General features: G+C 68.1%; 20 protein-coding genes and 1 pseudogene. 8 read left to right on the plus strand and 13 right to left on the minus strand.

Annotation, left to right across the window (positions count from 1 at the left end; translation table 11 throughout):
- Positions 1-392, plus strand: a pseudogene (locus VK92_RS42655) (hypothetical protein); the annotation flags it as partial.
- A 545-nt stretch (positions 393-937) separates the two neighbouring features.
- On the opposite strand, the gene VK92_RS43200 reads toward VK92_RS42655, so the two are convergent.
- On the minus strand, positions 938-1102 hold the full coding sequence (locus tag VK92_RS43200) for a hypothetical protein (RefSeq protein WP_220497932.1): 165 nt from the start codon (positions 1100-1102) through the stop codon (positions 938-940).
- Positions 1103-1969: 867 nt separating this feature from the next.
- On the opposite strand from VK92_RS43200, the gene msrB reads away from it, so the two are divergent.
- The 3 genes from msrB (at position 1970) to msrA (ending at position 5206) form a co-directional block, all read left to right on the plus strand.
- Positions 1970-2500, plus strand: a complete 531-nt coding sequence (gene msrB / locus VK92_RS32920; RefSeq protein ID WP_021156789.1) for a peptide-methionine (R)-S-oxide reductase MsrB — start codon at positions 1970-1972, stop codon at positions 2498-2500.
- Between the two features lie 35 nt (positions 2501-2535).
- A complete protein-coding gene (locus VK92_RS32925; RefSeq protein WP_048029012.1) occupies positions 2536-4389 on the plus strand; it encodes a cytochrome c biogenesis protein DipZ in 1854 nt (617 codons plus the stop codon).
- A 121-nt stretch (positions 4390-4510) separates the two neighbouring features.
- Positions 4511-5206, plus strand: a complete 696-nt coding sequence (gene msrA, locus VK92_RS32930) for a peptide-methionine (S)-S-oxide reductase MsrA (RefSeq protein ID WP_048029014.1) — start codon at positions 4511-4513, stop codon at positions 5204-5206.
- Between the two features lie 19 nt (positions 5207-5225).
- Here the strand turns inward: msrA and VK92_RS42160 are convergent, their stop codons facing one another.
- Entirely contained in the window at positions 5226-5495 is a 270-nt protein-coding gene (locus VK92_RS42160) for a hypothetical protein (protein ID WP_131723350.1), read from the minus strand.
- Between VK92_RS42160 and VK92_RS32935 the strand changes: the two genes are divergently transcribed.
- On the plus strand, positions 5494-6609 hold the full coding sequence (locus VK92_RS32935) for an aromatic ring-hydroxylating oxygenase subunit alpha (RefSeq protein WP_042972892.1): 1116 nt from the start codon (positions 5494-5496) through the stop codon (positions 6607-6609). The two genes, VK92_RS42160 and VK92_RS32935, sit on opposite strands and share 2 nt — an antisense overlap.
- Before the next feature lie 32 nt (positions 6610-6641).
- Here the strand turns inward: VK92_RS32935 and VK92_RS32940 are convergent, their stop codons facing one another.
- The 8 genes from VK92_RS32940 to VK92_RS32975 all read right to left on the minus strand — a co-directional run bounded on the left by VK92_RS32940 (position 6642) and on the right by VK92_RS32975 (position 17391).
- Complete coding sequence (locus VK92_RS32940; RefSeq protein WP_048029016.1) at positions 6642-7031, minus strand: cytidine deaminase; 390 nt, start codon at positions 7029-7031, stop codon at positions 6642-6644.
- Positions 7032-7139: 108 nt separating this feature from the next.
- A complete protein-coding gene (gene deoA, locus VK92_RS32945; RefSeq protein WP_048029037.1) occupies positions 7140-8456 on the minus strand; it encodes a thymidine phosphorylase in 1317 nt (438 codons plus the stop codon).
- Between the two features lie 38 nt (positions 8457-8494).
- Positions 8495-9769 (minus strand): NupC/NupG family nucleoside CNT transporter, encoded by a 1275-nt coding sequence (locus tag VK92_RS32950; RefSeq protein ID WP_042972929.1) that lies wholly within the window; start codon positions 9767-9769, stop codon positions 8495-8497.
- A gap of 353 nt (positions 9770-10122) precedes the next feature.
- Positions 10123-11580 carry a dihydropyrimidinase gene (gene hydA / locus VK92_RS32955; protein ID WP_021156782.1) on the minus strand — a complete coding sequence of 486 codons (1458 nt, stop codon included), beginning with the start codon at positions 11578-11580 and terminating at the stop codon, positions 10123-10125.
- 61 nt (positions 11581-11641) lie between these two features.
- Complete coding sequence (locus VK92_RS32960; RefSeq protein WP_048029018.1) at positions 11642-13150, minus strand: NCS1 family nucleobase:cation symporter-1; 1509 nt, start codon at positions 13148-13150, stop codon at positions 11642-11644.
- A 102-nt stretch (positions 13151-13252) separates the two neighbouring features.
- Positions 13253-14572 (minus strand): NAD-dependent dihydropyrimidine dehydrogenase subunit PreA, encoded by a 1320-nt coding sequence (gene preA, locus VK92_RS32965; protein WP_021156780.1) that lies wholly within the window; start codon positions 14570-14572, stop codon positions 13253-13255.
- Between the two features lie 70 nt (positions 14573-14642).
- Positions 14643-15980 (minus strand): NAD(P)-dependent oxidoreductase, encoded by a 1338-nt coding sequence (locus VK92_RS32970; protein WP_048029021.1) that lies wholly within the window; start codon positions 15978-15980, stop codon positions 14643-14645.
- Between the two features lie 130 nt (positions 15981-16110).
- Entirely contained in the window at positions 16111-17391 is a 1281-nt protein-coding gene (locus VK92_RS32975) for a Zn-dependent hydrolase (RefSeq protein ID WP_021156778.1), read from the minus strand.
- 356 nt (positions 17392-17747) lie between these two features.
- Between VK92_RS32975 and VK92_RS32980 the strand changes: the two genes are divergently transcribed.
- Complete coding sequence (locus VK92_RS32980; RefSeq protein WP_048029022.1) at positions 17748-18440, plus strand: TetR/AcrR family transcriptional regulator; 693 nt, start codon at positions 17748-17750, stop codon at positions 18438-18440.
- A 142-nt stretch (positions 18441-18582) separates the two neighbouring features.
- Here VK92_RS32980 and VK92_RS32985 read toward each other — a convergent pair whose 3' ends face one another.
- From VK92_RS32985 to VK92_RS32995, 3 genes are read right to left on the minus strand one after another with little or no spacing between them, the layout of a single operon-like run.
- Complete coding sequence (locus tag VK92_RS32985; protein ID WP_021156774.1) at positions 18583-19773, minus strand: acetyl-CoA C-acetyltransferase; 1191 nt, start codon at positions 19771-19773, stop codon at positions 18583-18585.
- Between the two features lie 18 nt (positions 19774-19791).
- Positions 19792-20559: a 3-hydroxyacyl-CoA dehydrogenase gene (locus VK92_RS32990; protein ID WP_048029023.1), complete on the minus strand. Its 768-nt coding sequence runs from the start codon at positions 20557-20559 to the stop codon at positions 19792-19794.
- Between the two features lie 22 nt (positions 20560-20581).
- Positions 20582-22249, minus strand: a complete 1668-nt coding sequence (locus tag VK92_RS32995; protein ID WP_021156772.1) for an acyl-CoA synthetase — start codon at positions 22247-22249, stop codon at positions 20582-20584.
- A 144-nt stretch (positions 22250-22393) separates the two neighbouring features.
- On the opposite strand from VK92_RS32995, the gene VK92_RS33000 reads away from it, so the two are divergent.
- Positions 22394-23413 (plus strand): AraC family transcriptional regulator, encoded by a 1020-nt coding sequence (locus tag VK92_RS33000; RefSeq protein ID WP_048029024.1) that lies wholly within the window; start codon positions 22394-22396, stop codon positions 23411-23413.
- Between the two features lie 151 nt (positions 23414-23564).
- On the plus strand, positions 23565-24818 hold the full coding sequence (locus tag VK92_RS33005; protein ID WP_048029025.1) for an SMI1/KNR4 family protein: 1254 nt from the start codon (positions 23565-23567) through the stop codon (positions 24816-24818).
- Positions 24819-24822: the final 4 nt, after the last annotated feature.

Consider the following 24822-nt stretch of genomic DNA (forward strand, 5'->3'; position numbering starts at 1 on the left):
ACACGAAATTCCTGACAGGCCCGCCTGCCTTCGTCATTCTGAAGGCCTTGGCGCTAGACGACCGCATGGAAAACAAGGATGCGGCCGACCTCATCCATGTGCTGCGGTACGCGGGGAAGATCGACGAGGTTGCCGAACAGTTCGTGCAGCGCGCGTTGTCGCAGACCCATCCCGGCGCGATCGAAGCAGGACTCTCGGCCCTGCACCGCCGCTTCTGCGATGACGAACATGGCGAGGGATACGAAAAGGTCGGATCAGTCGGTTACGCGAAATTCCACTACCAGGCCGACGATGATGCCTTGGTGCGAGACCAGCGCTTTGCGTCGGGCCTCGTTCAAGCGCTCCTTGATGAATTCAACGCCAAGCTCGCCGAACGCCAGCCAAAGACTTGACGCCGTTCGCTTTCTAGGGGAATCACCCGAACTTCGCGGGCGATGCAGGAAACCGACTACCCGCCCACGGCAGGCGATGTGTAAGGCGTAGCTGCGGAACTTGACGCACACAACGTTCGGTAGGCTCAGACGGCGTACCCCTCCGATCACAAACGGCACCACTATCAACCGCACCGGCATCATCGAGACGCAGGCCACGGTCCGCCCCTGCTCGCATGACGTCGAATAGATCGTGTGAAACATCTGACCAGGCACGCCGGCGCCTCTTCCCAGCCGTTCAAATAGGACTTGCTGACCACGTGGTCGAGGCCAGTGTCCAGTATCAACGCGAGGGCGCCTACCTCGGAAACGTGCGCCCGACCAGCGTTCCAGGCGGCAGAGCTCGATGCAGAAGTCGCACTTGAGCGGAACGTCGAGATACATCCGTGTCTTCAGGCGGGTCCAGCTCAATTCTCTCCGCACTGCGGAGAAAATTGGTTCGTCAGGAAAGACCTAAGCACACCCACGCATTGACGCAACTGCTGCTCGCTCCAGCCACTTCCATACTAGGCGGTCAGCGCACGGGCAAGCGCCGGAGCGGTCTGTTGCGAATTGCCGGTGCGCTCACCGCGCCGCACATCTTCCCGAACATGACGGCCGATCTGCCAGTAGAGCAACGTCAATGCAGCATCGACGGCGACCGTCGCGCCAGCCCGCGCGGCATTGACCATGCGGTGAACGTCAGCCACCAGGGAAGCAGGATCAGCTCGGTCGCCTTATCAGGATCGAAGAAATCGGTGTCGGCAGGCAGCGCCAAGCCATGGCCACGTTATCGGAATCTCGATACCGGCGGAACCCTGGCGAGCGCGCTCCCGCATTCTCCCCGCGCCGCGGAGAGAATGCGCCCATCGTCATCTTCCGGCTGCCGGCGGCGAGATCGGGCGGGTATACGCACTTGCCGTGTCCGCAGCAGCCGCTCCCACTGCGGCAGATACAAAAGTAGTTAAACGAGTCACGAAATCAGTCGCAGGCGCATGCCTGTCCCGAAATGAAGGGTAACCTAGCCTTTACTATGTTCCCCTTCATTCCGCCGGATCCTGCCTCGAAATGGACCACTTCGGCGGAGCGCATCGCGCACGTCTTTCACTGCACAACCGCACACGTCCTAACTCGCCCCCTGAAGTTTCTACGAAAAAACTGTCAAACTTCCGCGTCCACACGCGCACCACACGTCGGTCGCGCTAGCTTGCAAACTCATCCGTCTATCAACGCGCATCGCACGTTCGGCGTGATGCATGACCGCAGTCAAACAACGCTCGTGTCCCTGTCCGATTCGACCGGCCAGCCAAACTCCGGATTCGCCGCGCCTCTCGACGAACACTAAAAAGACACTAAAAATCGCGGCACGAACAGGCGCCCGGTAAACATCGGCAGGTCCCCCTGTCGAAGGCCCTTGCCAGCCGGGGCTTCGACAGATTCCAGCGCCCCAACCCAACACCCCAGACTTCACGATTCGTTTAACTTTCCGTGAGGACTTCGACACCGGCCGCTGACTACGATGGGCGCATGTTTTCAGGACCTGCTGCCAGGAGCCCATCATGCCCACCCGCAGACATCTGCTGTTCGCCGGCGCCACCGGCCTCGCCGCGCTTGCGACCCTGTCGTCCGTCGGCCGCCGCGCGCTGGTCGGCCGCGCGTTCGCCGCGCCGCCGGCCACCCCGCAGACGGCCGCGCCTTTCGAAGTCACCCTCAGCGACGCCGAATGGCATCGCCGGCTCACGCCCGCCCAGTACACGGTCCTGCGCGAAGCCGGCACCGAGCGCCCGTACACCAGCCCGCTGAACGACGAGCACCGGCACGGCACGTTCGCGTGCGCCGGCTGCGACCTCGCGCTGTTCTCGTCGGCCGCCAAGTTCGACAGCCATACAGGCTGGCCGAGCTTCTGGAAGCCGCTCGACCACGCGGTCGCCACCCACACCGACGCGTCGTTCGGGATGATCCGCACCGAAGTGCACTGCCGCCGCTGCGGCGGCCATCTCGGCCACGTGTTCGACGACGGCCCGCCGCCGACCGGCCTGCGCTACTGCATGAACGGCCTCGCCCTCGCCTTCCACCCCGCCACCGCCTGATCCGGCCCCACGCCTGATCGACTGGAGAACGCACCATGCTGCTCATCGTCCTTGCCTATCTCGGCGGCGTGCTCACGATCCTGAGCCCGTGCATCCTGCCCGTGCTGCCGTTCGTGTTCGCGCGCGCCGACCAGCCGTTCGTACGCACCGGCCTGCCGCTGCTGGCCGGCATGGCCCTCACGTTCGCCGTCGTCGCGACGCTCGCGGCCGTCGGCGGCGGCTGGGTCGCGCAAGCCAACCAGGCCGGCCGCTGGGTCGCCATCGTGCTGCTCGCGGTGTTCGGCCTGACGCTGCTGATGCCGCGTCTCGCGGAGCACCTGACGCGACCGCTCGTCGCCGCCGGCAACCGCCTCACCGGCTTCGCGCAACGCGACGGCCGCCCGGCCGGCCCCGCGTCGTCGCTGCTGCTCGGCGTCGCGACCGGCCTGCTGTGGGCGCCGTGCGCGGGCCCGATCCTCGGGCTCGTGCTGACCGGCGCCGCGCTGCGCGGCGCAAGCGTCGGCACGACGCTGCTGCTGGTCGCGTATGCGGCCGGCGCGGCGACGTCGCTCGGCGTCGCGCTGGTGATCGGCGGCAAGGTGTTCGCCGCGATGAAGCGCTCGCTCGGCGCCGGCGAATGGATCAAGCGCGGAATCGGCGCGGCGCTGCTGGCCGGCGTCGGTGCGATCGCGCTCGGCCTCGATACGGGCGCGCTCGCACAACTGTCGACCGTCACGACGGGCGGACTCGAAACGAAGCTCGTCGACCGGCTCGGCGGGCGTGCCAACGGCACGCCGGCGGCAATGGCACCGGCCGGCGGTTCGGCGGAAAACGTGGCAGAACACGGGGCGGAGGGCTCGGCCAACGGTGTCGCGAACGGTGCCGGCGGCGCGATGATGCGCGTGGTAGACGCGACGCATGCGCCGGCTGCGCTGCCCGTCGAAGGCACATTGCCGTCGCTCGACGGCGCGGTGCAGTGGCTGAACTCGCCGCCGCTGACGGCGGCCGGCCTGCGCGGCAAGGTGGTACTGGTCGATTTCTGGACCTATTCGTGCATCAACTGCCTGCGCACGCTGCCGTACACGACCGCGTGGGCGCGCAAGTACGCGCCGTACGGACTCGTCGTGATCGGTGTGCACGCACCCGAATTCGCGTTCGAACGCGACATCGGAAACGTGAAGAAGGCCGTGCACGACCTCGGCATCGACTTCCCGGTCGCGATCGACAACCGCTTCGCGATCTGGCGCGCATTCAACAACGAATACTGGCCCGCGCACTACTTCGTCGACGCGCAGGGCCGCGTGCGCCGACACCACTTCGGCGAAGGCGAGTACGCGGAGTCGGAGCGCGCGATCCAGTCGCTGCTCGCCGAGGCAGGCCATCCGGAAGCGCTGAACGTGCCGCTCGGACTCGCCGGCGCGCCCGCGAAGGGTGCGCTCGCGGCGGCCGACAGCGCGGACGTCCGCTCGCCCGAGACCTATGTCGGCTACGCACGCGCCGAGGATTTCGTGTCGCCCGGCGGCGTGGTGCGGGATGCGGCGTATCACTATGCCGAGCCGGCCCGTCCCGATCTGAACGACTGGGGCCTCGCCGGCATGTGGCGGGTCGGCGCCGAACGCGCGACGCTCGCGGCACCCGCCGGCCGCATCGTCTACCGCTTCCATGCGCGCGACTTGCACCTGGTGCTCGGCCCCGGCGAGGACGGCAAGCCGGTGCGCTTTCGCGTGACGCTTGACGGCGCGGCCCCCGGCGCCGCGCACGGCAGCGACGTCGATGCGCAAGGCTACGGCACCGTGACCGGGCAACGCCTGTACCAGCTGGTCCGGCAACCCGGCGCGATCGCCGATCGCACGTTCTCGATCGAGTTTCTCGATCCCGGCGTGAATGCCTATGCGTTCACGTTCGGCTGATCCCGGCCGGGGGCGGCGCACCGGCGCCGCGTCCGGGCCACGCTTTCCATTCCGCCTTCCGAAGGAGCACACCGTGAACACCATCTCCCCCCGCGGTTCCGCGCCGCAACGGCGCACGGCGATGCTGCGCCGCATCGGCGCCATCGCCGTCGCGGCGCTAGCCGTGTTCGGCTACCAGCGCATCGTCAACTCCGCCGAGCCGATGCGCACCGTCCCCGCGCCCACGCTCGACGAAACGCCCGGCGCATCGCATGACGAGACGGCCGTGCTGGCCGGCGGCTGCTTCTGGGGCGTGCAAGGCGTATTCGAACACGTGAAGGGCGTGAAGCAGGTCACGGCCGGCTATGCGGGCGGTGCGTCCGAAACCGCGCACTATGCGCTCGTCGGCTCGGGACTGACCGGGCATGCGGAATCGGTTCGCATCGTCTACGACCCGACCCAGATCACCTACGGCCGGCTTCTGCAGGTGTTCTTCTCGGTCGCGCACGATCCGACCGAGCTCAACCGGCAGGGCCCCGACGAAGGGTCGCAATACCGGTCGGCGATCTTCCCGACCACCGCGCAGCAACGCGCGGTCGCGAGCGCGTACATCGCGCAGCTCGGCACCGCGCACGTGTTTCGGGCGCCGGTCGTCACGCGTGTCGAGGACTACAAGGGGTTCTACCCGGCCGAGGCCTACCACCAGAACTACCTCGAGCTGCACCCCGACGCGCCGTACATCGCGTACAACGACATGCCGAAGATCGCCGGGTTGAAGCAGTACTTCCCGGCGCTGTACCGCACCGACGCGGTGCTGTGGCGCGATGCGCGCTCGTGACCGCCACGCGGTCACGCGGTCACGCGGTCACGTGGTCACGCCGCCGCATGACGGGGTGACCGGTTGACCGGGTAACGCCTGCCGCGCGGCCGAAGCCCGTGCTGCCACGCACGGCCGGCGCGAGCCGCCCGCGATCCGGTTTGCGCTGCATCAACGAAGCCGCGGCCGCCGTGCCGGGGCAAACCCGCATCGCGTCCGCCGCGACCGGCAACTTCGCGTAGACTTCTCCAGATCCCCGCCGCATCTTGCGGCGCCCGGAATTCCAGTCCAGCCCGGAGGCGTCACGCATGCGAGCAGTGCCCTTCCCTGACAGCGGCACCCTTGGAGAACCCTCTTCCGGCGCGGCCGTGCGCGACTTGCGCCGCGTGCCGATTCATCCCGATCACTGGTACCCGCTCGCGTGGTCGCGCGAGCTGAAACGCGGCAAGACGCTCGGCGTGCGCTTCGCCGGCGAACCGATCGTGCTCGTGCGCACCGAATCCGGCGCCGTGTACGCGCTCGAGGATCGTTGCGCGCACCGGCAGGTGCCGCTGCACGCGGGCGTCGTGAGCGGCGAGACGCTGCGCTGCTGCTATCACGGCTGGACCTACGCGTGCGACAGCGGCCGCTGCGTCGACGTGCCGTACCTCGGCCGCGAGCGCCTGCCCAACGGCGTGCGCGCGTATCCGTGCCGCGAAGCGCACGGGCTGATCTTCGTGTTCCCGGGCGACGCGACGCTCGCCGACTCGCGGCCGTTCCCCGCGCTCGAATCGGCGGACGATCGCGCGTTCAAGACGCGCCGCTTCGGCCGCGAGGTCAAGTGCCACTACTCGTTCATGCACGAGAACCTGATGGACATGAACCATCAGTTCCTGCATCGCAAGCAGATGGGGCAGATGCGTGCGCGCTCGGTCGGCCGGCGCCGCGGCGACGACTGGGTCGAGGTGGACTACACGTTCGCGCGGATGGAAGGCAAGCAGCCGGTCGGCGAGGCGCTCGTGTTCGGCGCGAGCAAGAAGCCGGGCGAGCAGGCGAACAAGAGCGTGATGACGGTGCGCACCGGTTATCCGTACCAGACACTGCAGATCCGCTCGAGCGAAGGCACGCTCGTGATGGACCTGTGGATCGTCTACGTCCCGCTCGACGCGGAGCAGCGCACCAACCGCACGTTCGGACTGCTGTCGATCCACAAGCCCGGCATACCGTTCGCGCTCGATCTCGCGTGGCCGCTGCTCGTCTGGTTCACCGAGCGCATCTTCCGCGAGGATCGCTGGATCGTCGAGCGCGAGCAGGAAGCGCATGACCGGCAGGGCGCCGACTGGAATCACGAGGTGTTTCCGGTCATCAACGAGCTGCGCGACCTGCTGCGCCAGTGCGGCGCGCGCACGGTGATCCCGATCCGCGAAGCGCGCGACGGCGCGTGACGTGAGCGGCGCGCCGTCGCGCGCGCCGTTCGTTACAAGCGGAACGCGCCCGGCAGCAATGCGTCGGCCGTCGTGACGCTGACGGCCCCGTGCAGGTTCGCCAGGATCACTTCGATGTCCGGCGTGCCGATCTCGATGATCACCTGGCGGCAGGCGCCGCACGGCGCGATCGGGCCGTCCGTGTCGCCCACGACCGCAAGCCGCGTGAAATCCCCCGGACGATAACCGGCGGCGATGGCCGCAAACATCGCCGTGCGTTCCGCGCAGTTGCAGAGTCCGTAAGACGCGTTCTCGACATTGCAGCCGTGAAAAACCGTCCCGTCGCGCGCCAGCAGCGCGGCGCCAACCTTGAAGCGGGAATACGGCGCATACGCGCGTTCGCGCGCCGCCTTCGCCGCTTCGATCAGTTCGTGTCGTTCCATCTCGTCGTGCCTCCGATTGTGTGCCGGGGCGCATCGGCGCGGGCGCAACCCGGCCGCCACGATGCGCCCGTGGCGTGAAGCGATCGCCGGTATCCGCACCGTGCGCGGTCAGCCGATCCGCTGATAGAGGGTCGGCGGCGCAGCGCCCGTGTCGCCCAGCACATAGCTGCGCTGGATCGCCTCCACCGCGTGCGCCGCGGCGGCTGCATCGCGGGCATGCACATGGCCGAGCGGCTGGCCGGCTTCGACATGCTGCCCGATCTCCGCGAGCGCCGTCAGGCCGACACGGTAGTCGATCGCGTCCGCCGCGCGCGTGCGGCCGCCGCCGAGCGCGACGACCGCGAGCCCGAGCGCGCGGCAATCGACCCGCTGCACGACGCCGCTCACGCGCGACGGAACCGGTACGATCACCTCCGCCCGCGCGAGATGACGCGCGGGTGCGTCGATCAGGTCCGCGGGGCCGCCGAGCGCCGTGACCATCTTCGCGAAGCGTTCCGCCGCCGCCCCCGAATCGAGCGCATGCTGCAACTTCACGCGCGCCGCCTCGACGTCGCGCGCCAACCCGCCGGTGACGAGCAACTCCGCCGACAGCGCCATCGTGACGTCATGCAGGCGCGCCGGGCGCGACTTGCCCGTCAGGTAATCGATCGCGCATGCCACTTCGAGCGCATTGCCCGCGCACGGCGCGAGCGACTGGTTCATGTCGGTGAGGATCGCGGTCGTCTTCATGCCGGCGCCGTTGCCGACGTCGACGATGCTGCGCGCCAGTTCCGCCGATTTCTCCGCCGTCGGCATGAACGCGCCGGAGCCGACCTTGACGTCCATCACGAGCCCGTCGAGCCCGGCCGCGAGTTTCTTCGACAGGATCGACGCGGTGATCATCGCGACCGATTCGACGGTCGCCGTCACGTCGCGAATCGCATAGATGCGCTTGTCGGCCGGCGCGAGCCGCGCCGTCTGCCCGATGATCGCGACGCCGACCTCGCGCACCGTGCGACGAAACACGTCCGTATCGGGCGTCACGTCGTAGCCGGGAATCGCGCTCAGCTTGTCGAGCGTGCCGCCGGTATGGCCGAGCCCGCGCCCCGAGATCATCGGCACGTAGCCGCCGCACGCGGCGACCATCGGCCCGAGCATCAGCGACACGACATCGCCGACGCCGCCGGTCGAATGCTTGTCGATCACCGGCCCGCCGAGATCGAGCGCGCGCCAGTCGAGCACGTCGCCCGAGTCGCGCTGCGCGAGCGTCAGCGCAACGCGCTCGTCGGTGCTCAGGTCGTTGAAAAACACGGCCATCGCGAACGCGGCCACCTGGCCCTCGGTCACGCTGCCGTCGGTCACGCCGCGCACGAACGCGGCGATCCCGTCGCGATCGAGCGCCTGCCCGTCGCGCTTCCGGCGAATGAATTCCTGCGGTAAAAACATCGTTGCCTCTCCTCGATCGTTCAGGTTCAGGCGCAAGTTCAATGAAGCGAAAAGAACAGGCCCGCAATCGCCGCGCTCATCAGGTTCGACAGCGTTGCGGCCGTCAGTGCGCGCAGGCCGTGTCGCGCGACTTCCGAGCGGCGCTCGGGCGCGACCGCGCTGAAGCCGCCCGCGAGGATCGCGATCGACGAGAAGTTCGCGAAGCCGCACAGCGCGAACGACACGATCGCGAGCGTCTTCGGGTCGAGCACCTGCAGGCCGGCCGCCGCGACGTGCTCGCCGCTCTTCAGGTACGGCGACAGGTCGCCATACGCGACGAACTCGTTGAAGATCAGCTTCTCGCCGATGAAGTTGCCGGCCAGCGCCGCGTCGTGCCACGGCACGCCGATGATCCACGCGAGCGGCGCGAACAGGTGGCCGATGATACCCACGAGCGTGATCTGCGGAAAGCCCGCGAACGCCGCCACGCCGCTGACGATGAGGTTCATCAGCGCGATGAGCCCGACGAACGCGATCAGCATCGCACCGACGTTGATCGCGATCCGCAGCCCGACCGACGCGCCCGACGCCGCCGCCTCGATCACGTTGGCGGCGCGCTTGTCGTCGAAATCGAGCCCGTCGACCACGACGCGGCTCGGCTCGACCGTCGGAAACAGCAGCTTGCCGAACAGCAGTCCGCCGGGCACCGCCATGAACGACGCGGCGAGCAGGTATTCCATCTTCACGCCGAGGCCGGCATAGCCGACCAGCACCGAACCGGCGACCGACGCCATGCCGCTCGCCATCACCGTGAAGATCTCGGCGCTCGTCATGTTCCGCACGAACGGCTTCACGAGCGCGGGCATCTCGCTCTGCCCGAGAAAGATCGTCGCGACGGCCGAGCACGCCTCGATGCGGCTCACGCCGAGCACTTTCGCCAGTGCGGCGCCGAGGATCGCGACGATCCATTTCATCACGCCGATGTAGTACAGCACCGCGATCAGTGCGGTCACGAAGATGATCATCGGCAGCACGCGCAGGCCGAACACGAACCCGCCGTCGCCGAACAGCTGGAACATCTTGCTGTCGACGAGCCCGCCGAACACGAACGCGATGCCGTGATTGCCCATGTCGAGCACGCGATTGACGCCGTTCGCGGCCGCCGCCAGCGCCGTGCGGCCGGACGGCACGAACAGCACCAGCGCGCCGATCGCCAGTTGCGTGCACAGCGCGGCGATCATGGTCCGGCCGCTCACCGCGCGCCGGTTGTTCGACAGCAGATAGGCCACCAGCAGCAGGAACAGCATACCCAGGAGACTGCGCAGAATATCCACCTCGTACTCCTTGCTCTCAATGTTGTTGGACTGTTCGGCGGGCAGGCCCGGCATACCTGCGAAACGCCGTCGGTGGATATTACTCGCCGGCATGCACGCCGACAACGCAAACAAAATGGCCGCGTTCGAGCAACGTCGCGTGCTTCGTCGACTTGCTCAGTTCTTCTACATACCGGGAGATTGGCAAGACGGGATCACGCCACGATCCGTCCCAAATACTGAGAGAACTGGCGGGATGGGGAGCAGCAGGCAGAAGCAGTGCCGGCATGCACGGGAAGGCAAGAGGAAGCATGCGGGGCGGGGCGTGCCGCTCGACCCGACACGCCCCGCACGTTACACACGTTACGCACCGTTCAGCCGGCGCGCTCGACCGGATGCGGTTCGCGCAGCCGGTTCGCGATCCGCGCGGCCTCGTAGTAGCCAGCGGCCGGCGGGCGCTTCAGGTAGCGGCCCGCGCCGCGCACCGCGCGCAATTCGCCGTCGGCCCATGCGAGTGCGCCGCGCGTGAGCGTATGCGTCGCGACGCCCTGCACCGTCATCCCCTCGAACACGTTGAAGTCGACCTGCTGGTGATGGGTCTTCACCGAGATCGTCTTCGTCGCGGCAGGGTCCCACACGACGAGGTCGGCATCGGCGCCCACCTGCACGGCGCCCTTGCGCGGATACAGGTTGAAGATCTGCGCGGCATTCGTCGACGTGATCCGCACGAACTCGTTCGGCGTGATGCGGCCGTGATTCACGCCGTGATGCCACAGCACCGACATGCGATCCTCGACCCCGCCGCAGCCGTTCGGGATCTTCGTGAAATCGTCGCGGCCCATCGCCTTCTGCGACGCGCAGAACACGCAGTGGTCGGTCGCCGTCGTATGCAGTTGCCCCGCCTGCAGCCCGCGCCACAGCGCCTCGCGATGCTCGGCCGAGCGGAACGGCGGGCTCATTACGTGCGCGGCCGCGCGCGTCCAGTCCGGATCGCGATAAACGGCCTCGTCGATCACCAGGTGGCCCGGCAGCACCTCGCCGAACACGCGCAGCCCCTCGCTGCGTGCGCGCGTGATCGCATCCACCGCGTCCTTCGCGGAGACGTGCACGATGTACACGGGCACGCCGAGCACCTGCGCGATGCGGATCGCGCGGTTCGCGGCCTCGCCTTCGACCTCCGGCGGCCGCGACAGCGGATGCGCCTCCGGCCCCGTCATCCCGCGCGCGAGCAGCGCCTTCTGCAGCTGGAACACGAGCTCGCCGTTCTCGGCGTGCACGGTCGGCAGCGCGCCGAGTTCGAGCGAACGCGAGAAGCTGTTCACGAGCACCTCGTCGTCGGCCATGATCGCGTTCTTGTACGCCATGAAGTGCTTGAAGCTCGACACGCCGTGCTCGCGCACGAGCGTACCCATGTCGCGATGCACGCTCTCGTCCCACCACGTCACGGCCACGTGGAAGCCGTAGTCGGCCGCCGCCTTCTCGGCCCAGCCGCGCCATTCGCGGAACGCGTCCATCAGCGGCTGCTTCGGGCTCGGGATCACGAAGTCGATGATGCTCGTCGTGCCGCCGGCGAGCCCGGCGGCCGTGCCCGAGTAGAAATCGTCGCTCGCGGTCGTGCCCATGAACGGCAGTTCCATGTGCGTATGCGGATCGATGCCGCCCGGCATCACGTACTGGTCGTGCGCGTCGACGACGCTCGCGCCGGCCGGCGCGTCGATCTGCTCGGCGATCTGGAGGATCGTGCCGCCGTCTTCAGGGTCCGCGCACAGAACGTCGGCGCGATAGGAGCGGTCCGCATCGACCACGGTGCCGCCGCGAATCAGGATTGCCATGGGGTTGCCTCCTCGTTGACTGTCGGGTGCCGCATCGCACGCATGAAGCGCATCGCGCGTGTCACGCGCTCGCGATCTGCGCGCGCTGTCCGGCGCGCCACTTCATCCAGGTGCCGTACACGCCCGACGCCAGCACGAGGCCGACGAACCACGCGTACGTGTAAAGCGTGTTGAAGAACGCCGGCACGTTCGGGAACGACGCCGGAAATGCCGTGTGCAGGAAGCCGGGCAGGTTCGGCAGCACGCCGACCGCGAGCGCGGCCAGCGCGGCCGGGTTCCAGCCGCGCGCGTAGCTGAAGCCGCCGCGTTCGTCGAACAGCGCGCGCGTGTCGAGCCGCGTGCCGCGAATCAGGAAGTAGTCGACCATCATGATCCCCGCCACGGGCCCAAGCAGCGCCGAATAACCGACGAGCCAGGTGAAGATGTAGCCGTCCGTCGTCGCGAGGATCTTCCACGGCATCATCACGATCGCGATGGTCGCGGTGATCATCCCGCCGGTGCGGTACGAGATCCCCTTCGGCCACAGGCTCGAGAAATCGTAGGCCGGGCCGACGAGATTCGCGGCGAGGTTGCAGCACATCGTGTCGAGCGTGAGGATCACGAGCGCGATGCCCACGCCGATGCCCGTCATCCGGCTCGTCAGGTCGATCGGATCCCAGATCGCGTTGCCGTAGATCACGACGGTCGCGGACGTCACGACGACCGATACCACCGACAGCAGTGCCATCGGCAACGGCAGCCCGATCGACTGGCCGATCACCTGGTCGCGCTGCGAATGCGCGAAGCGCGTGAAATCGGGGATGTTCAGCGCGAGCGTCGCCCAGAAGCCGACCATCGCGGTCAGGCCCGGCCAGAAGGTCGCCCAGAACAGCCCGGCCTTCTTGCCGCCCGCCGCGAACTGCGACGGCGCCGACAGCATCGTGCCGAAGCCGCCCGCCTTCGACGTCGCCCACCACACGAGCGCCACGCACATCACGACCTTGATCGGCGCGGACCAGCTCTCGAGCCAGCGGATCGAATCGGTGCCGTGCCAGATGAAGTAGAGCTGCAGCGCCCAGAACACGAGAAAGCACGCGAGCTGCCCGAACCCGATGCCGACGACCGGCAGCGCGGCGCCGTGCAGCGCGTTGCCGGTCAGGATGTTCAGCAGCGTATAGATCGCACTGCCGCCGAGCCAGGTCTGGATCCCGTACCAGCCGCATGCGACGATCGCGCGCAACAGCGCCGGCAGCTTCGCGCCCTGCGTGCCGAACGACGCGCGCACGAGCACCGCGTACGGAATCCCGTGCTTCGCGCCCGCATGACCGATCAGCAGCATCGGCACGAGCACGATCAGGTTGCCGAGCAACACCGTCGTCACGGCCTGCCACGGGGACATGCCTTCCTGGATCAGCCCCGCCGCAAGCATGTACGACGCAATGTTCATCACCATCCCGACCCAGAGCGCCGCGAAGTGATACCACTTCCACGTGCGCTGCGCCGGCGTCGTCGGCGCGAGGTCGTCGTTGTACAGGCTGCCGCCCTGCGCCGCAGCGCCATCGGGATCGGCGGGATTCGCTGCGTGATTCATCGAACGCACTCCACGAAAACGTCGGCGCCGGCACCATGCGATGCCGACCCGGGTGGAACGAAAAGCGGCGATGCGGGGCTCTCCCGCGCCGCCGGACGCCGGTCAGGCAGCCTTCTTCGCGTGTTTCTCGGGTGCCGCCGCCGCACCTGCACTCGCCCCCGCGTCCGCGCTCGCCGGATTGTTCGGATGCGTGGTCCAGTTCGCGTAGTCACCCGAATCGACGCGCTCCATCGTGATGCATTGCTCGACCGGACACACATGCATGCAAAGATTGCACCCGACGCATTCCGAGTCCACCACTTCGAAGTGACGCACGCCGTCCTTCGTCGCCGTGATCGCCTGGTGCGACGTGTCCTCGCACGCGATATGGCACAGCCCGCACTGGATGCAGCGATCCTGGTCGATGCGCGCCTTGATGTCGTACTTCAGGTTCAGGTATTTCCAGTCGGTCACGTTCGGCACCGCACGGCCGCGGATATCGTCGAGCGTCGCGTAGCCCTTCTCGTCCATCCAGTTCGACAGGCCGTCGGCGAGGTCCGACACGATCCGGAATCCATAATGCATCGCCGCGGTGCACACCTGCACGCTGCCGGCGCCGAGCACCATGAACTCGGCCGCGTCGCGCCACGACGAGATGCCGCCGATGCCGGAGATCGGCAGGTTCGGCGTTTCCGGGTCGCGCGCGATCTCCGCGACCATGTTCAACGCGATCGGCTTGACCGCCGGGCCGCAATAGCCGCCGTGCGTGCCCTTGCCGTCCACGGTCGGCATCGGCGCCATGTGGTCGAGATCGACCGCGACGATCGAGTTGATCGTGTTGATCAGCGACACGCCGTCCGCGCCGCCCTTGTACGCGGCGCGCGACCCCATCCGGATATCGCTGATGTTCGGCGTGAGCTTCACGAGGCACGGCAGCTTCGTGCCTTCCTTCACCCAGCGCGTGACCATCTCCACGTATTCGGGCACCTGCCCGACCGCGGCGCCCATCCCGCGCTCGCTCATCCCGTGCGGACAGCCGAAGTTCAGCTCGACCGCGTCGGCGCCCGTATCCTCGACGAGCGGCAAGATCCACTTCCAGTCCCGCTCGTTGCACGGCACCATCAGCGACACGATCAGCGCGCGTTCCGGCCAGTCGCGCTTCACCTGCGCGATCTCTCTCAGGTTCACGTCGAGCGGACGGTCGGTGATCAGCTCGATGTTGTTCAGCCCCGCGATGCGCTGGCCGTTCCACTGCACGGCGCCGTAGCGCGAACTGACGTTGACGACGTGCGGATCGAGCCCGAGCGTCTTCCACACGACGCCGCCCCAGCCCGCCTCGAACGCGCGGTTCACGTTGTAGGCCTTGTCGGTCGGCGGCGCGGACGCCAGCCAGAAGGGATTCGGCGAAGTGATGCCCGCGATGGTGCAGCGAAGGTCGGCCATGTTCGGCTCCGTGAGAATGGGGTCGTGTTCGTTGTGCTCGTGGTGGTGGTATGCGACGCGCGCGGTGCGCTCACGCGGCCTTCGCGTCGCGTTGCGCGAGCGCAGCGTCGATCGACGCTGCCGCGCGCTTGCCGTCCTGCACGGCCTGCACCGTGAGGTCGATGCCGCCCGTCGCCGCGCAGTCGCCGCCGGCCCACACGTCGGGCCATGCGGTGCGCCCGTCCGCATCCACCGCGATACGCGTCGCGTCCGCGGTCAGCAGCGCGGCTGCGCCATCGTCCGGCACCAGCGTCTGGCCGATCGCCTTCAGCACCATGTCCGCGTCGACGGTGAAACGCTCGCCCGATGCCGCCTCGAACTCGACGCCCGTCACCTGCCCGTTCGCGCCCGCCATGCGCACGGGTTTCGCGTGCGTGACGAGCGTGACGCCGCTCTTCTGCGCGAATTCGCGCTCGGCCCACGTCGCGCTCATCGCGTCCACGCCACGCCGGTACACCATCGTCACGCGATCGGCGCCGAGCTTGCGGCTTTGCACCGCCGCATCGATGGCCGTGTTGCCGCCGCCGATCACGACCACGCGCCGCCCGACCGGCACGTTCTCCAGCGCGTCGGCCTGCCGTACCTGCTCGATGAAGTCGACTGCGTTCATCACGCCGTCCAGTTGTTCGCCGTCGATCGCGAGCGCGCGCACGCCGGCGAGGCCCATCGCGAGAAACACCGCGTCGTGCTGCTCGCGCAGCGCGTCCAGCGTGATGTCGCGGCCAAGCGCGACGCCGGTCTGCAGCGTGATGCCGCCCACCGACAGCAGCCACTCGACTTCACGTTGCGCGAAATCGTCGACGGTCTTGTACGCGGCGATCCCGTACTCGTTGAGACCGCCGGCCTTCGGGCGTGCGTCGAACAGCGTGACGCGATGCCCGGCGATCGCGAGCCGGTGCGCACACGCGAGCCCGGCCGGCCCCGCGCCGACCACTGCGACGTGGCGGCCCGTGTCGGGTGCGCGCGTGAAGCGCACCGCGCCGGTTGCCATCGCCCAGTCGGTCGCATGCCGCTGCAGCGCGCCGATCGCAACGGGCTGCGCATCCTGATGATTGCGCACGCATGCGCCTTCGCACAGGATCTCGGTCGGGCACACGCGTGCGCACATCCCGCCGAGCGGATTCGCCGACAGGATGTCGGTCGCGGCGCCCTTCAGGTTGCCGTTGCCGATCTTGCGGATGAAGCTCGGGATGTCGATCTGCGTCGGGCAGGCCTGCACGCACGGTGCGTCGTAGCAGTAGTGGCAGCGGCTGGCGGCGGCCGCTGCCGCAGTCGGATCGAGCAGCGGCGCGATATCGGCGAATTCGCACGAGAGTTGCGTGGACGACAGGCGATGCGCGGCGATATCGCCGGTTGGCTTGGTGGTCATACGCGTTCCTTCGACTGGGTGGAGACAAAGCCGTCCCCGCCGGCTGCGAATGCACAGTCGGGGCGGTCATCATTATCAGGAATGCTACGGTCAGGCAGTACGCAGCCTGCCGGCTGCTACGGTCCCTGCGTCATGAAGCCGGCTCGCATGCGCGCGACAGCATCGCGTGCAGCAGCACGTTCGCGCCGGCCTCGATCCATGCGGGCGTCGCGTCCTCGATCTCGTTGTGACTGATCCCGTCGACACACGGCACGAACACCATCGACGTCGGCGCGACCTGGGCGAGATAGCACGCATCGTGCCCCGCGCCCGACACGATGTCGCGATGCGAGTAGCCGAAGCGATCGGCCGCACCGCGCACCGCTTCCACGCAGGCGGAATCGAACGCGACCGGCTTGTAATAGAAAATCTGCTCGAGCTGGGTCTCGAGCCCGATGTCGGCCGCGATGCGCGCCACACCGTCGCGCAATGCAGCATCCATCTTCGCGAGCACCGCGTCGTCCGGATGACGGAAATCGACGGTGAAGAACACGCGTCCGGGAATCACGTTGCGCGAGTTCGGGTAGACCTGCATCATGCCGACCGTCGCGCAGCCGAACGGCGCATGATCGAGGCCGATCCGGTTCACCAGATCGACCACGCGCGACGCACCGAGCAACGCATCGCGCCGGCGCGGCATCGGCGTCGGCCCCGCATGCGCTTCCTGGCCGGTGAACGTGATCTCGTACCAGCGCTGCCCCTGCGCGTCGGTGACGACGCCGATCGTCTTGCACTCCGCCTCGAGTATCGGCCCCTGCTCGATATGCAGTTCGAACGCCGCGTGCAGCTTGCGCCCGCCGCACGGCACGTCACCCGCGTAGCCGATGCGCGCCAGTTCCTCGCCGATCGTCTTGCCGTCCACGTCCTTGCGCGACAGCCCGTATTCGAGCGGGAAGACGCCCGCGAATACGCCGGATGCGACCATCGCGGGCGCGAAGCGCGAGCCTTCCTCGTTGGTCCAGATCACGACCTCGACCGGATGCTCGGTCTCGATGCCGTGATCGTTGAGACTGCGAATGACCTCGAGGCCGCCGAGCACGCCGTAGATGCCGTCGAAGCGGCCACCCGTCGGCTGCGAATCCGCGTGCGAGCCGGTAACGACCGGCGCCGCATCGGCCACGCGGCCCGCGCGGCGCATGAACACGTTGCCCATCGTATCGACCGTCACCGTGCAGCCGGCGGCCTTCGCCCAGCCGACGATCAGGTCGCGGCCGGCCTTGTCGAGATCGGTCAGCGCGAGGCGGCACACGCCGCCCTTCGGCGTCGCGCCGATCTTCGCGACTTCCATCAGGCTGTCCCACAACCGCTTGCCGTCGACCTTGATCGACGTGTCGAAAGCTGCCCGCTTCACTGTTTCCGATACCGCGTTCATTCGTATCGCTCCTGTGGGGTCGGTGATGTCGTCAGCCCGGTCTGTGCCGGTGCGTGCAATACCTGTTTCGGGGCAATCCCGCCCATGCGCGGTGCATGTCCCGGTCGTGTGCGAAGTTCGTCCGACGAATCGACGGAACTGCCTTCCGCCGCTCGTCGAATCCTGTCCGATTGGACAGGTTTTAGACGATCAAAATGACCAAAGCAACGTCTTTCTTTCGTGGACCGATAGAGCGAGAAACGTGCCATCGCAACGCAGCATCGCTGTGGATGCGCCGTTTCCGCATGCGTGCGTTCGACGCGGATCAGCGGCTAGAATGAAGCCCAACGCGGCATGCCCGCCGCGCGAGGGTAACGATGAGACATGACGAGGCGGCAGCCGAAGCGACCGACAGCGACGAAACGTCCGCGCCTTTGCGGCGACGCAAGGCACACATCCGCGAGTCCAACGAAGCGCATCTGCTCGCGTGTGCAGAGGCCGTGTTCGCGGAACGCGGACTCGACGGCGCGAGCACCGCGATGATCGCGGAGCGCGCGGGCCTGCCGAAAGCCAACCTGCATTACTACTTCCCGACGAAACTCGCGCTGTACCGCCGCGTGCTCGACGACCTGTTCGAGGACTGGCACCGCGCGGCCGGCACGTTCGAGACCGGCGACGATCCAGTGGAAGCGATCGGCGGCTACGTGCGCGCGAAGATGGATCTGTCGCGACGGCGCCCGCTCGGCTCGAAGGTCTGGGCCAACGAGATCATCCACGGTGCCGCGCACATGCAGGACATCCTGTCGGAACGCGTGAAGCCCTGGTTCGACACACGCGTGAAGGTGATCGAAGGCTGGATCGCGCGCGGGCTGCTCGCGCCGATCGATGCGAACGCGTTGATGTACCTGATCTGGGCGACCACGCAGCACTATGCGGATTTCGATGCGCAGATCCGCGCGCTGAGCGGCAAGCGTGCGTTCACGCAGAAAGCGTTCGCCGAGACGACCGAGCAGGTCGTGCAGCTCGTGATTCGCGCATGCGGTGCGGTATCGCCGCACGCGAAGGCATAGCGCAACGCGAATCGGCATTCACTGAAAACGAAGCGGGCGAAGGTCAACGCGCAGAGACGGCCTGCGCGATGCCCTCCGCCCGTAGCGCGATACGGTCAGCGTGCCGTATCGCGCGTGTGCATCGTTACGTGCGTGCTACGCGTCAAGCGACCCGCTCGATCGCGATGGCCGTCGCCTCGCCGCCGCCGATGCACAGCGATGCGATGCCGCGCTTCAGGCCATGCGTCTCGAGCGCGGCCAGCAGCGTCACCATCACGCGCGCACCCGACGCACCGATCGGATGGCCGAGCGCACACGCGCCGCCGTGCACGTTGACCTTCTCGTGCGGCAGGTCGAGATCGCGCATCGCGGCCATCGGCACCACCGCGAACGCTTCGTTGATCTCGAACAGGTCGACGTCGCGCAGGTTCCAGCCGGTTTTCTCCGACAGCTTGCGCAGTGCGCCGATCGGCGCGGTCGCAAACAGGCCCGGCTTGTCCGCGTAGGTCGAATGCCCGACGATCACGGCCTTCGGCGTGAGGCCCAGGCGCTCGGCTTCCGAGCGGCGCATCATCACGAGCGCGGCCGCGCCGTCCGAGATCGACGACGCATTGGCGGCCGTCACCGTGCCGCCTTCGCGGAACGCCGGCTTGAGCGTCGGGATCTTGTCGAGTTTCGCCTTGCCCGGCTGTTCGTCGATCGACACGACGGTTTCGGACTTGCCGGCCTTCACGGTCACCGGCGCGATCTCCGACACGAAATGCCCTTCGGCGATCGCGCGTTGCGCGCGCGTCAGCGACGCGATCGCGAACGCATCCTGTGCGTCGCGCGTGAACTGGTACGCCTGCGCACAGTCCTCCGCGAACGTGCCCATCAGGCGGCCCTTCTCGTACGCGTCCTCGAGCCCGTCGAGGAACATGTGATCGAGCACCTGCCCGTGACCCATCCGCATCCCCGCGCGCGCCTTCGGCAGCAGGTACGGCGCGTTCGTCATGCTCTCCATCCCGCCCGCGACGGCGACACCGGCCGAACCCGCCAGCAACAGGTCGTGCGCGAACATCGCGGCCTTCATCCCCGAGCCGCACATCTTGTTGACCGTGGTCGCGCCTGCCCCGAGCGGCAGTCCGGCCTTCAGCGCGGCCTGCCGCGCCGGTGCCTGGCCCTGGCCCGCCGGCAGCACGCAGCCGAACACGATTTCATCGATACGCTCGGCCGGCACGTTCGCGCGCTCGAGCGCCGCGCGAATCGCCACTGCGCCGAGGTCGCTCGCGCTGGCTGCCGCCAGGTCGCCCTGAAAACCACCCATCGGCGTACGCGCCGTGCCAACGATTACGATCGGATCCTGAGTCGTCATGATTCGCTTCCTCCAGTGTCAGCGCGGTGCCATGCGCAACGCGCCATCGAGACGGATGACTTCGCCGTTCAGCATCGTGTTTTCGGCGATGTGGCGCACCAGCGCCGCAAATTCTTCCGGGCGGCCGAGCCGCGGCGGGAACGGCACGCTCTTGCCGAGCGCGTCCTGCACGTCCTGCGGCATGCCGGCCATCATCGGCGTCGCGAAGATGCCCGGCGCGACCGTCACCACGCGAATGCCGAACCGCGCGAGCTCGCGCGCGATCGGCAGCGTCATGCCCACGACACCGCTCTTCGATGCCGCATACGCAGCCTGCCCGATCTGCCCGTCGAACGCCGCGACCGATGCGGTGTTGACGATCACGCCGCGCTCGCCTTCCGCATCGGCGTCCTGCTTCGACATCGCTTCGGCGGCCAGCCGGATCATGTTGAACGTACCGACCAGATTGATCGACACCGCGCGCGCGAAGCGGTCGAGCGAATGCGGACCCTCGCGGCCCACCACCTTCTCGCCCGGCGCGACGCCCGCGCAGTTGACGAGCGCGTCGATGCGGCCGAACGCGTCACGCGCGGCGGCAACGGCCGCCTGGCCGTCGGCTTCGCTCGTCACGTCGGTCTTCACGAAGCGTGCAGCCTCGCCGAGCGCGTGCGCGAGGCCCGCACCGGCCTCTTCGTTGACGTCCAGCAGCACGGCCTTGCCGCCTTCCGCGACCACCATGCGCGCCACCGCGGCGCCGAGGCCCGACCCGGCGCCCGTGATCAGAAAAACGCGATCCTTGATATTCATTCGCAATCCGTACAGTGTGTGTTCAGGGTTGAGCGACCTTGTCGGCTTCCATCTTGCGCAACACGAAGCGCTGGATCTTGCCGCTCGGGGTTTTAGGCAGCGCATCGACGAAGTCGATCGCGCGGGGATAGGCGTGAGCGGACAGCCGCCGCTTCACGTGCTGGCTCAGTTCCTCGGCCAGTGCCGGCGTGCCGTCGAAGTCGTTCGACAGCACGACGAACGCCTTGACGATCTCCGTGCGCTCCGCATCGGGCACGCCGATGACGGCGGCCTCGCTCACGGCCGGATGCTCGATCAGCGCGCTTTCCACGTCGAACGGGCCGATCCGGTAGCCGGACGACGTGATCACGTCGTCCGCGCGGCCGATGAAGCTCACGGTGCCGTCCGGCTCGAGCTCGACGTTGTCGCCGGTCCGGTAATAGCCGCCCGCGATTGCCGGCGTGTCCTGTTGCCAGTAGCCGTGGAACCACAGCAGCGGCGAGCGCGCGATGTCGATCGCGAGGTTGCCGGGCTCGCCGGGGCCGAGTTCGCGGCTCGCTTCGTCGAGCACCGCGACGCGGTAGCCGGGCATCGCGAAGCCGGCCGAACCGGCGTGGACGGCATGCGCGAGGCCGTGGTGGTTGTTCACGACCATCCCGAGTTCAGTCTGTCCGTAGTGATCGTAGATCGGCGCGCCGAGCGCCGCGTCGAACCAGCGCACGACTTCCGGATTCAACGGCTCGCCCGCACTGCTGACCACGCGCAGCTTGCCCTTCAGCCGCGCCGCCGCTTCCGTCCCGGCCGCCATCAGCATCCGGAACGCAGTCGGCGAGCCGGCGAGGCTCGTGATCCCGAGCCGTTCGATCACGTCGTACGTGCTGTCGACCGTGAAGCTGCCCTCGTAGAGCGTCGTCGCGTGGCCGAGCATCAGCGGGCCCGTGATCGCGTAATAGAGCCCGTATGCCCAGCCCGGATCGGCGATGTTCCAGAACCGGTCGCCCGCACGCAGGTCGACCGCTTCGCGCATGTACGCGCTGAACGCGAGCAGCGCGCGCAGCGGCACCGGCACGCCCTTCGGCAAACCCGTCGTGCCCGACGTCGACATCATCATGAACAGGTCCGACCCCTTGCGCAGCACCGGTTCGAACGAGTCGGACCGCGCATCGAGCGCCGCACGGAAATCGATGTCGTTTTCCGGCAGCGTCTCGCCCGGCTCGCGTACCGTCGCAACGGTCGGGCAAGCGGCGATCTCGTCGAGCTTCGCACGATTCGCGACGTTGGTCACGACCAGGCGCGCGTCGCTCATGCGCAGCCGGTGCTCGATCGCCTTCGGGCCGAACGCGGTGAACAGCGGCTGGTAGACGGCGCCCGCGCGCCACGTGCCGAGGATCGTCGCGACGAGTTCGGGCGTGCGCGGCAACAGGCCCGCCACCACGTCGCCCGGCTTCACGCCCTGCGCAACCAGCAGGTTCGCAACGCGTGCCGACAGCGCCTTCATCTGCGCAAACGTGTAGCGGCGGTGCTGCCCGCCGGCGTCGATCCAGTCGAGCGCGATCGCGTCCGCGGACGCGTGCCGGTCGCAGCATTCCACGCACGCGTTCAGGCCGCGCTCCAGGTCGCCGTGCAATTGCTGCGCGGCGGTCTCGATACTGAATCGGGCCACGGCGTCGGCGTAGGCCGGCACCGCCCGGGCGGTAGCTCCATCAGGCATGCGTGTCTCCTGTGCGTTATGGCCCCCGGCGAGCCAGGGGCGCGACGGGGATAGCTCGATAGTAGACAGCCCGCACATTGCAATCAATGACAAACAGAATCTAGAATCGTGATCGCTTTTGCCATGTCGAGAGGATGCAGGAAAATGGGGCCGCAGATGATTTCGCCGGATTTCGTCGACGACGCGCTCGCGTGCCTGCGCCGGCAACGCATCGCGACGGCGCCCGTGCTGCGCGCTGCCGGCCTGCCGGCCGCCGTGCGCGAGCCCGTCACGCCGCAGCAGTACGGCAGGCTATGGCTTGCGATCGCCGGCACCCTCGACGACGAATTCTTCGGGCTCGCCGCGCGCCCGATGCGGCACGGCAGCTTCACGCTGCTGTGCCACGCGGTGCTGCACGCCGGCACGCTCGACAAGGCGCTGCGGCGCGCGCTGCAGTTCCTGCGCGTGGTGCTGGACGAGCCGCACGGCGAGCTCGTCGTGGCCGACGGGCAGGCGCAGATCGTGCTGACGCAGACGGGTGCGCCCTACCCGGCGTTCGCGTACCGGACGTTCTGGCTGATGCTCCTCGGCGTCGCATGCTGGCTGATCGGCCGGCGCATCCCGCTGCAACGCATCGACTTCGCGTGCCCGAGCCCCGACCAGCGCAGCGACTATCACCAGTTCTTCGGCGTGCCCGTGCATTTCGACCGGCCCGACAGCCGGCTCGCATTCAACGCCGCCTACCTCGCACTGCCGACGATCCGCTCCGAGCAGGCGCTGAAGACCTTCCTGCGCGGCGCGCCCGGCAACCTGCTCGTGCGCTACCGGCACGATACGGGCTGGGTCGCGAAAACGCGTGCGCAGCTGAAGATGCTGCCGGCCGCCGAGTGGCCCGACTTCGATACGCTGGCCGTGCGCGTCGGCACGACGCCCGCGACGCTGCGGCGGCGTCTGCGCAGCGAAGGACAAAGCTTCGCGGCAATCAAGGACGAGTTGCGCGGCGCGCTCGCCCAGTCGCTGCTGCGCGGGCACACGCTCAGCGTCGCGGAGATCGCGGTCGAGCTCGGCTTCACCGAGCCGAGCGCGTTTCATCGCGCGTTCCGGAAATGGACGGGTACGAGTCCCGGCGCGTTCCGTCGGGACGTGCATGCGGCCGAGGCGGAACCGGGAAGTGCGAGCGGATGATGCGGCAGGCAGCCGTTGACTGGCGTGCAGGGCCGACATGGAAACACTCGCTCGACGCTGATACGATGCTGCCAGCCGGCTGCCGTTCGTTGTCGATGGTTGTCGGCAAGCGACGGCGAAGACACGACCCACCACTACCGCTCCCGCTCAGATGCAAGCCACCGACTTTTCCGACACTGAACTGGCCGACCTGCGCGCGCACGGCATCGTGCTGTTTGCCGACCGCGTGATCTTCGACGCTCAGCCGCCGATGCCGGCCGACCAGATCGCGGCCGTGCAGGCCCGCTGTCACGGCGACCTTCCGCCCGCACTGCTCGAGCTGTGGCGCACGACGGCCGGCGGCAGCCTCGACTACGACCTGACGCTGGAGATGAACGGACACATCGAAGCCATCAGCTGGGGGGAGCTGTTCTACAACGGCAGCAACGGCTACCGCGACCTGGAAGGCTGGATCGACCACGAACTCGAACTGGCCGAGGAAGCCGCCGACGAGCATTCACGCCCGTGGAGCGGCAGGCTCGACGTGTTGCCGTTCGGCGGATTCGAGTACTGCGACCGCATCTACGTCGTGACGGACCCCGATGCGAAGGATCGCGGCCACGTGCTCGCGTGGAAACAGGGGCTGCCGCCCGCGTGGCGCGGCGCGATGCACGAGGACGGCCTCGCGACGGTCGCGCCGGACCTGTACGCGGCATTCGGCGCCCTGCAGCTCGATGCGGACCCGCTGGAGCCCGGCGGCGAAAACGGCACCGGCGCGACGTTGCTCGACTATATCGACGAACGCCAGACCGAGCATGGCCTGTCGGCATCGCTGGGAGACAAGGTGATCGCGTTCTATCGCCGGGCCGTGATCGACTGGCGCACACCGTTCGCCGACGGCACGCTCGCCGCCCAACCGGCGCTCGCGCGCCACGCATTGCGACATGCGATCGACCACGACGACGCCGCGCTCACCGTGCAACTGGTACCGCTCATCGCGAATCTCGGCGCGGCACTCGCCGGCAGCTCGAACCCGACCGACTATGCGCTGCGGCGAAAGAAATTTGTCGCTGCGAGCGCATTGCTCGAATCCGGCGCACCGGTCGCGCCGGATTCGCTGGCGTCCGTGTCCGGCACGGTGCCGCCCGCGCTGATTCGCGCGCTGCTCGACGCAGGCGTGCAGCCGGATGCCGACGCGATGGCGCGCTGCGTCGCCGCCGGCGGCACCGACAGCGCGCGCCTGATCGGCGCCGCACTGTCGGCCCGAGGCGTCGATGCGGCGTCTGCCTGCCGTTCGGCGATCGCGACGCTGCTGCACGAACTCGAGACCGACATCGCCCGGGTCCGCGCCGGCAAGCTCCGCCACTATCTCGGCCTCGACGGGCTCGAAGCCCACGCCGAGCGCCTGCGGACATTCAGGCCGTGACGTG

This window comes from Burkholderia sp. LK4, from assembly GCF_001043615.1.
GTDB classification, from domain to species: domain Bacteria; phylum Pseudomonadota; class Gammaproteobacteria; order Burkholderiales; family Burkholderiaceae; genus Burkholderia; species Burkholderia cepacia.

What these genes read in the sequence shown, in the direction of transcription:
- VK92_RS33005 (WP_048029025.1), top strand. Translation starts at nt 23,565, where the DNA reads ATGCAAGCCACCGACTTTTCCGACACTGAACTGGCCGACCTGCGCGCG.
- preA (WP_021156780.1), bottom strand. Translation starts at nt 14,572, where the DNA reads ATGGCCGACCTTCGCTGCACCATCGCGGGCATCACTTCGCCGAATCCC.
- VK92_RS32940 (WP_048029016.1), bottom strand. Translation starts at nt 7,031, where the DNA reads ATGGAACGACACGAACTGATCGAAGCGGCGAAGGCGGCGCGCGAACGC.
- VK92_RS32935 (WP_042972892.1), top strand. Translation starts at nt 5,494, where the DNA reads ATGCGAGCAGTGCCCTTCCCTGACAGCGGCACCCTTGGAGAACCCTCT.
- hydA (WP_021156782.1), bottom strand. Translation starts at nt 11,580, where the DNA reads ATGGCAATCCTGATTCGCGGCGGCACCGTGGTCGATGCGGACCGCTCC.
- VK92_RS32990 (WP_048029023.1), bottom strand. Translation starts at nt 20,559, where the DNA reads ATGAATATCAAGGATCGCGTTTTTCTGATCACGGGCGCCGGGTCGGGC.
- VK92_RS43200 (WP_220497932.1), bottom strand. Translation starts at nt 1,102, where the DNA reads ATGGTCAATGCCGCGCGGGCTGGCGCGACGGTCGCCGTCGATGCTGCA.
- VK92_RS32975 (WP_021156778.1), bottom strand. Translation starts at nt 17,391, where the DNA reads ATGAACGCGGTATCGGAAACAGTGAAGCGGGCAGCTTTCGACACGTCG.
- msrB (WP_021156789.1), top strand. Translation starts at nt 1,970, where the DNA reads ATGCCCACCCGCAGACATCTGCTGTTCGCCGGCGCCACCGGCCTCGCC.
- msrA (WP_048029014.1), top strand. Translation starts at nt 4,511, where the DNA reads ATGCTGCGCCGCATCGGCGCCATCGCCGTCGCGGCGCTAGCCGTGTTC.
- VK92_RS32995 (WP_021156772.1), bottom strand. Translation starts at nt 22,249, where the DNA reads ATGCCTGATGGAGCTACCGCCCGGGCGGTGCCGGCCTACGCCGACGCC.
- VK92_RS33000 (WP_048029024.1), top strand. Translation starts at nt 22,394, where the DNA reads ATGGGGCCGCAGATGATTTCGCCGGATTTCGTCGACGACGCGCTCGCG.
- VK92_RS32985 (WP_021156774.1), bottom strand. Translation starts at nt 19,773, where the DNA reads ATGACGACTCAGGATCCGATCGTAATCGTTGGCACGGCGCGTACGCCG.
- VK92_RS32925 (WP_048029012.1), top strand. Translation starts at nt 2,536, where the DNA reads ATGCTGCTCATCGTCCTTGCCTATCTCGGCGGCGTGCTCACGATCCTG.
- VK92_RS32980 (WP_048029022.1), top strand. Translation starts at nt 17,748, where the DNA reads ATGAGACATGACGAGGCGGCAGCCGAAGCGACCGACAGCGACGAAACG.
- deoA (WP_048029037.1), bottom strand. Translation starts at nt 8,456, where the DNA reads ATGTTTTTACCGCAGGAATTCATTCGCCGGAAGCGCGACGGGCAGGCG.
- VK92_RS32970 (WP_048029021.1), bottom strand. Translation starts at nt 15,980, where the DNA reads ATGACCACCAAGCCAACCGGCGATATCGCCGCGCATCGCCTGTCGTCC.
- VK92_RS32960 (WP_048029018.1), bottom strand. Translation starts at nt 13,150, where the DNA reads ATGAATCACGCAGCGAATCCCGCCGATCCCGATGGCGCTGCGGCGCAG.
- VK92_RS42160 (WP_131723350.1), bottom strand. Translation starts at nt 5,495, where the DNA reads ATGCGTGACGCCTCCGGGCTGGACTGGAATTCCGGGCGCCGCAAGATG.